The organism is Chloroflexus sp. (assembly GCF_056331925.1).
In genome coordinates, this window is record NZ_JBWGQH010000001.1 from 101,207 (window position 1) to 109,122 (window position 7,916).

Genomic DNA, 7,916 nt, shown 5'->3' on the forward strand with positions numbered 1-7,916 from the left:
TCTTACGTCAAATATGTAAGCACCTCTAACTCATCACCACACTCGATCACAAACTGATCGGGTGGCAGCCATTGGAAATCACCATTGCGGCGGACACTCAGCGGCAATTGACCGGCGGCTCGCAATTCGGCGACCGTCTGACCAACCCGCCGATCGATAATGATCTGGCGACGCACCACCAACAGTTGATCACCGACATCAAAAGCTGCTTCGACATCCGGCAACAGCGCTGCGGCAACGAGGCTCGGTGCAGCCAGTGCCGACGTACTGAAGGCCGTGTGAATCCCAAACAGATCGGCTAAGCGGTCGGCCAACACATCGCTAAAGACGCGCAAGACAAGGTGTACATCGGGGTACATACTCCGCACGGCCAACCCAATCTGTAGGTTCAGCAGGTCATCGCTATAGAGAGCGGCCAGCGCCGATGCATGCTCGATACCGGCTTCCCGCAACAATTCTGAGTCACGAGCATCACCGCGCAAGACACGCACACCCTGCGCGGTCAAGACTTCGATATAGCGTTGGGGTGTCTCGACTGTGCAAATGACGGTGAGCGATGGGCATGGATCGCCTCGGATCAACAATCGGACCACTTGCGTCCCCACTTTACCCAACCCACATACAATCAAGCCACCATTACGCCGCACTCGCTGCGGACGATTAGCCAATTGCACCGCTTCGAGTGCCGGCAACGAACCCACTAATACCAACTCTTCGCTGGGCAAAATGTCGAACTGCGAACTAGGACCGGGTAAGCGCCGTACTCCAAACCGTTGCTCCATTTCGGCCACCGGCCCAAGCAGAGGGCTATCATTGCTCACGGTAAGGTACGCCACCCCAAGCAACCCGGCCGGCAGATCAAGCACGTAACGCACCGTCGTGCTCATCAGCGCGGCAGCGAAGGTTGGTGCAGCCAGCGCCGCCGGGCTGAAGGCCGAATTGCGGCCAAACGTGCGCTCGATCCGAGCATCGAGGGCACGGCTGAAGATCCGTTGGACTGTTGGCAATTCAGGGCGGATCCGACGAGCGGATAAAGCAATTTCCACATTCTTGAGGTCATCGTCAATTGTAGCAATCAGTCCCTGTGCCCGCCGCAACCCGGCCCGGATCAACACTGCCGGATCGCGGGCATCACCGTAGATCACCGGCACACCCAAGCTGATCAGTGTCGGAATAAACTCGCAGGCCGGATTGGCCTCAATCGCCACCACCTCGCGCCGACAATCGAGCAGTTGCAACACGGCACGGTAGCCAACCCGTCCTAAACCACAGACGATCATGTGTCCGCGATACGTAGCAGCCAGCGCTGCTTGCCAATGCTCTGGCCGGGTCCGCTTATCGACCAGCAGTCGGCCTACATCAACTGCACTTTGCAATAGGAAGAAGAGACCAAGCAGCGGAGTCAGAAAGAAGAGTGTCCGTCCAATAATCTCATCCGGCAGTGAGAGATCGGTCTGAAACAACAACAACTTGAGCGTTTCAAACAGGGCAACCGCAGTATCCGGCTGACAATCACAGTAGTCAGGTAAATAAAACCAGCGCAGGTAGAGCGTACAACTACCAAGCACCAGCACTAATGCGCTCACCGGGAACCACGCTTCGCGCACAATGCGTACATCATCGATGATATTAGCTATGATTAAGCGCCAAAATGCGAAACGCCGACGTTTCAGTCGGGTAAGACGTATGTCTTGAGCCATAGCAATGTTCAGAAATCAGGTGATTACGCCTCACCCCGACTCACCGCGATCATTCGATGCAGCCGTTCGAGTGCACGTCCGCTATCAATACTCGCACGCGCCATCTTGACGCCGGTCGCCAAATCCGGCGCCACATCACCGGCAACAAGAGCGGCAGCCGCATTCAACAAAACGACATCGCGCCGTGGCCCACAATCTTCACCACTAAGGATGGCACGTACCAATGCCACATTGTAGGCAACATCACCACCCCGCAATGCTTCACGTGGCGCTCGTTCCAGGCCAACATCTTCAGGAGCAACCATCATTTGACGTGGCACATGCCCGGCCCGCACTTCGAAGATCAGGTTTGAACCAGAGAGGGTCAATTCATCAACCCCACCATCGCCGTGGACGACAAGCGCATGCACGGTATCGAGCCGTGCGAGAGCATTGGCTAACTTCTCGGCGAGGGCCGCACTCGCCACTCCCAACACCTGATACCGTGCTCGTGCCGGGTTGGTCAGCGGGCCGAGAATGTTAAACACGGTACGAATGCCAATCTCGCGACGCACCGGTCCGGCAAAGCGCATCGCCGGATGGAATTTCGGCGCAAACATAAAGCCGATACCGGCATCACGTAAACAACGGGCAACGCCTTCAGCGTCAAGCTCGATCTGAACGCCTAGACCTTCCAAGACATCAGCACTCCCACACACACTCGACATCGCCCGATTCCCGTGCTTTGCTACCGTCAAACCGGCACCAGCAGCGACAAATGCGGCGGTAGTGCTGATGTTAAACGTATGTGCGCCATCACCACCGGTACCGCAGGTATCAATAACCGGCCCGTCGAAATAGACATGAGTCGCCTTCTCACGCATCACCGCCGCCATACCGGCGATTTCAGCGTCGGTCTCACCCTTGATATGCAACGCCGTAAGAAAAGCCGCGATCTGAGCGGGAGTTGCCGTCCCGCTCATAATCTCTTCCATCACGCTTGCCGCTTCGGCCTGCGTGAGATCACGCCGCGCCACCACCGCGGCAATGGCTTCGCGAATATTCATTACTCTCTCCCCAAAAAATCCCCGTACAGACGCACGGCCATGCGTCTGCCCACAACGCCGGGCGATGCATCGGAGAAGTTGCACTGCCGGGCAACCCTACAACACCGCTTGTATTGTAACGAGACGGTACGTTGCGGTCAATGGGCAGGGCCGCAAGTGGGGCGGCCCTGTGGGGTCGACATCAACACTCGCTATAGCCACACGCGTGGCATTTACGGCATCCCTCTTCGTTCAGGAGAGTAGCGTTCTGGCATTCGGGGCAGATTTCACCCGCCTCGATCGCACCGTGGCTTGGTGTAACATGCAGGTGTGTGATCGGCTCTGGCTTCGGTGCAGGGGGCTCGGCGACACCATTGTTGTATTCACCGCCAACGACATAGGCACCGTTACCATTGCCGTTACCGTTGCCATTCCCTTTCACGTAATGTTCGAGCAGCACCTTGCCAATCGCATCAGGTACCGAGCGCACCCGATCCGGCCCAAAGCCGGCCGAGCGCGAACCGCCGATCCCACGCAATTGTTCGGCGATCAGTTTCACCGGTACACCACAGCGGAGAGCCAGCGAGATCAGCCTGCCAATCGCTTCGGTGAACGCAGTGACATCACTTCCCGCTCGCCCGATAATGGCAAAGACCTCAAACGGCTTACCATCAAGCTCAGTGACGAACAAACGCAACTTACCAAGCGGGGTAACCACCGGGAAGGAATGGCTGGGTAGACCCTCTGCCGGCACCGGGCGCGGCGTAAGTTCAACCGGTGTGGCAGTCACCGATTGCGCTGCCGGCTTACTCTCACTCTTACCGGTCGAACCGGTCGACAACACCTGATTCGCGCGCGATCCATCACGATAGACAGTAATCCCCTTACACCCAAGCCGGAAGGCCAACTCATAAGCCTCACGGACCTGATCAGGTGTAGCTTCGTGGGGGAAATTGATCGTCTTGGAGATAGCGCTATCCGTGTATTCCTGAAACGCCGCTTGCATTCGCACATGCCACTCAGGCGCGATGTCGTGGGCCGTCACCCACACACGCTGCACCTCAGCAGGCACTTCGGGGTGATGAATATGACCGGTATCGGCAATACGCTCCATCAGCTCAGGGCTATACCACCCCTCACGTTTCGCCTGAGCTACAAAATCTTGGTTAATATCGAGCATACGCGAATCGGCCTGATACCGCCAGAACGCAATCGCAAACAGTGGTTCGATACCCGACGAGCAACCGGCGATAATACTGATCGTACCGGTCGGAGCAACCGTCGTCACATTACAGTTACGGAGCAATCGCTGCGGACGGATCCGCGACCCATCAGGCCGACGAGCGCAGGTAGCGTCTGGTCCCCAAATGCTGTACTCCCATTCGGGGAAGGGGCCGCGCTCACGGGCCAACTGCTCGGAGGCCACTTTGCTCTCTTCATCGATAAAATGCATCACCTTACGGGCCAGCTCAATCGCATCGTGTGAATTGTAGGGAATACCGAGCCGCACAAGCATATCGGCCCATCCCATCACCCCGAGACCGATGCGGCGGATACGCTGGCTCAGGTGTGTGATTTGCTCGAGTGGATAATGATTGGCGTCGATCACATTATCGAGGAAGCGGGTACTCTCGTGGACGACCTCACGCAAATAGCCCCAATCGATGGTCTTATCGGCAGTGACAAATTTCCCCACGTTGATCGAGCCGAGGTTACACACATCGTAGGCCAGCAACGGCTGCTCACCGCACGGATTGGTCGCTTCATACGCACCGAGATGGGGTACCGGATTGTACTCATTCGCACGGTCGATGAAGAACAGGCCAGGTTCACCGGTCGCGTGGGCACACTGCACGATCAGATCAAAGATCATGCGCGCCCGTAAGCGCATCGGTTGTCCGGGCGGCACCAGTACATCACCGGTCAGCGGATGCTTCAGCCCATCGCGTGAGGCGATATGGACTTGGCCGGTGCGTGGGTTAATCAGATCATACTCTTCGTCACGCTCAACGGCGCGCATGAAGGCATCGGTGACCGCGACCGAAATGTTAAAGTTCGTGATCTTGGTCGTATCGAGCTTGCAGGTAATAAACTCCAAAATATCGGGGTGATCGCAGCGCAGAATACCCATATTCGCGCCACGCCGAGTCCCACCCTGCTTGATTGCTTCGGTCGAATGGTTATAGACATCCATAAAGCTGACCGGCCCACTCGCCACGCCCATGGTGCTGCGCACCACGTCGTTGCGTGGACGTAAGCGCGAGAAGCTAAAGCCGGTCCCGCCGCCACTCTGATGGATGAGCGCCTGATGCTTGAGTGTCTCGTAAATGCTGGTCAGATTATCGTCAATCGGCAAGACGAAACAGGCACTCAACTGACCAAGCGGGCGACCTGCGTTCATCAGGGTTGGGCTGTTTGGCTCGAAATACCCCTGTGTCATCAGGTGGTAAAAGCGCTCAGCCCGCTCTTCAACCTGTTCTGACGACGCACCATACCGTGCATCGACGGCGGCAATCGTCTCGGCCACCCGCCAAAACATCGTCTCCGGGGTCTCGATCACATCGCCATGCTCGTTCTTCAGAAGGTAGCGTTTTTTCAACACCGTGCGGGCAATATCGGTTAACTGGGCGGGTGCAAGATCGTGCTTCATCATTGGTAGCATGCTCCTCTGCTAGACAGACCGCTGATACGCTGAGAACCCGTGATTGCACAACAAAAAGTGTAAATAGTTTTTCACAACTGAGTAGAACGCAAAGAAGTTAACACTAGAGAGTGGTACTACATCTAGTGTGTACGACAGGTTATAAGGTGCATATCTTGGTGTTCTCGCACGCTTCACTAGTGTATCATAGCGATTAGGATTGGTCAAGCGTTTCTCTGATAACTAAAAATATTTTACAAGTTGACGATAATATAGATAACTATCATTGCTACATTCAGCACCAAATCTGGTATGATAATTGATATCAAGCCAGGCGATACTGGGTAGTGCTCTTTACAGTTCATCCAACCGACATCCGGTTTCGTGTGACCGAGATGCGGTAGATGGCCTTATGACTACTTCGTACCACAAACCGCCCTACCGCATGGGCCAACATTGCACAAGAGCACCATCACTGTCAAGACACCATCCCCGAAACGAGGCAATTGTATGGCTACGCTCGCCGTATCTGCTACCGAAACTGCCGTTACCGGTCTGCGCACAACCTTTCGCCGTGCCGGTCATGGCTCACCTCTCCTCCTCCTCCACGGGTGGGGTGGATCGTCGCGGCTCTGGCACTATACGCTGCGTGATCTGGCCGACCGGTATACCTTGATCGCACCCGATCTCCCCGGCTTTGGTTCGTCACCACCGCTTGGTGGCCGGCTTTCACTCGAACGGCTGGCCGATTGGGTGATCGCGTTTGCCGATGCGCTCGGCATTGAACGCTTTGCGATTAACGGTCATTCGCTCTGCGCCGCTGTCGCCATCCATGTAGCCGCACGCTACCCCGAACGGATAACACGGCTTGTGCTGACCAGCTTTAGTACCTTCCGTGATGAACGCGAACGGCGTATTGTCGCCTCAATCCATCATCTGATGGCACTGTGGCTGGCGCTGCGCCGCCCATGGATGCTTGATGTACAACCGATTATGCGGCTGGTCGGGAAGCGTTTCTTCTACCGGCTGCCCGCCGATCATGCCATCCTCCGTGAGACATTCGCCGATTTTCTCGCGATGGAGCAACGTACTGCCTTAGAGACTGCGCGCGGCGCCGGTAGCCCGACGATCACGGCAGCAATGGCTGCCGTCCGGACGCCGAGCTTAATTATTGCTTGCCGCCACGACCAGATCATGCCCCCATCGGGCGCTCCGGTCGCTGCCGCCCGTATCCCCCACTGCCGGTTGGTCTGGATTGAGCAGTGCGGCCATTTACCAATGCTGGAACGACCACAAGCGTATCACGCGATTTTGTCTAGTTTTCTCGAGGAAACAACCGCATGACAACCGACTTTTCCGCTTATCGAGCCGAGTTTCCGATCACCGAACGCTACATTTTTCTAAGCCACGCGGCCGTTTCTCCGCTCAGTCGCCGAGTACAGGCTGCCATTCAAGCGTACCTCGACCAAGCCACCCACGAACCGTTTACCGCCGTCTTCCCTAAGGTAATCGCACAATTCGCCGAATTAAAGCAGCGGCTTGCGCGCCTGATCAATGCTGCCTCGCCGGATGAGATTGTGCTTATGCCGAACACTGCTGCCGGTATTAATACTGCGGCAGTTAGTTTACCATTACGCCCCGGTGACAATGTACTGGTGCTCGATGGTGATTATCCGGCCAACGTCTATCCGTGGCAGCAGTTGGCGTATCGCGGCGTACTGACCAAAGTCGTGCCGCAACACAATGGTGGGCTCAATCTTGAATTACTCATGCGCCGGATCGATCACCGTACCCGCGTGATCGCCCTCAGTACGGCGATGTTTGCTACCGGCTTCCGTAACGATTTGGTGGCTGTTGGTCAAATCTGCCGCGAGCGCGGGATCTACTTCGTCGTTGATGCGATCCAAACCCTCGGCGCATTTCCGGTTGATGTGCAGGCATGGCACGTCGATATGTTGGCCTGCGGTTCGCAGAAGTGGCTCCTGTCAACGCCGGGCAGTGGGTTTCTTTACGTGCGACGCGAGTTGATCTGCGATCTTGTGCCGGGAGCTTACGTTGGCGCGGCCAGTAGTGTGAGCGGGCAGAATTATCTTGACTACAATCTCACTCTGCCTGAAACTGCGGAACGATTCACCTTAGGAACGCCGAATGTTGCGAATAATCTGGCGCTGTTGGCCGCAGTGACGATGTTGCAAGAGGTAGGGATCGAGTACATCGAGCGCCAGGTTAGCACGTTGGTGGCGGCACTGATCGACGATCTGCAAGAGCGTGGCTATCGGCTCGCTGCGGATACCGCACCGGAGCATCGTAGTGGGATCGTGGTGGCGCTGGTCGAGAACCCTAACACTGTCTCCCACCGGCTCAACGAGGCGGGGATTGTGGTGACGCCGCGCGGCGCTGGCGTGCGCATTGCGCCCCACTTCTACAATACCCTCGACGAAGTGCTACGGGTAGGAGAGGCGCTCGACGCCGCTACCAAGTGACAGGCGTAAAGGGGCAAAGACGCAGTGGATATAACGCAAAGACGCAAAGGACGCTAAGATGTTGTTG

The 7,916-nt window shown here is 56.5% G+C and carries 5 protein-coding genes; 2 read left to right on the top strand and 3 right to left on the bottom strand.

All coding sequences use genetic code 11. The features are described 5' to 3' along the window. Window positions 1-2: 2 nt before the first annotated feature. The 3 genes from AC01ZF_RS00455 to AC01ZF_RS00465 form a co-directional block, all read right to left on the bottom strand. Window positions 3-1,700, bottom strand: coding sequence for a potassium channel family protein (locus AC01ZF_RS00455; protein WP_424674992.1), 1,698 nt, complete (start codon window positions 1,698-1,700; stop codon window positions 3-5). Window positions 1,701-1,723: 23 nt separating this feature from the next. Then, window positions 1,724-2,746 carry an anthranilate phosphoribosyltransferase gene (gene trpD, locus AC01ZF_RS00460; protein WP_424674991.1) on the bottom strand — a complete coding sequence of 341 codons (1,023 nt, stop codon included), beginning with the start codon at window positions 2,744-2,746 and terminating at the stop codon, window positions 1,724-1,726. A gap of 181 nt (window positions 2,747-2,927) precedes the next feature. Then, the gene (locus tag AC01ZF_RS00465) at window positions 2,928-5,378 is read right to left on the bottom strand and encodes a vitamin B12-dependent ribonucleotide reductase (protein WP_428111103.1); all 2,451 of its coding nucleotides are present in this window, start codon (window positions 5,376-5,378) and stop codon (window positions 2,928-2,930) included. A gap of 498 nt (window positions 5,379-5,876) precedes the next feature. Between AC01ZF_RS00465 and AC01ZF_RS00470 the strand changes: the two genes are divergently transcribed. Next, window positions 5,877-6,710, top strand: coding sequence for an alpha/beta fold hydrolase (locus AC01ZF_RS00470; protein ID WP_476575020.1), 834 nt, complete (start codon window positions 5,877-5,879; stop codon window positions 6,708-6,710). Continuing rightward, on the top strand, window positions 6,707-7,849 hold the full coding sequence (locus AC01ZF_RS00475) for an aminotransferase class V-fold PLP-dependent enzyme (RefSeq protein ID WP_424674988.1): 1,143 nt from the start codon (window positions 6,707-6,709) through the stop codon (window positions 7,847-7,849). Before AC01ZF_RS00470 ends, AC01ZF_RS00475 begins: the two co-directional genes overlap by 4 nt. Window positions 7,850-7,916 lie beyond the last annotated feature (67 nt).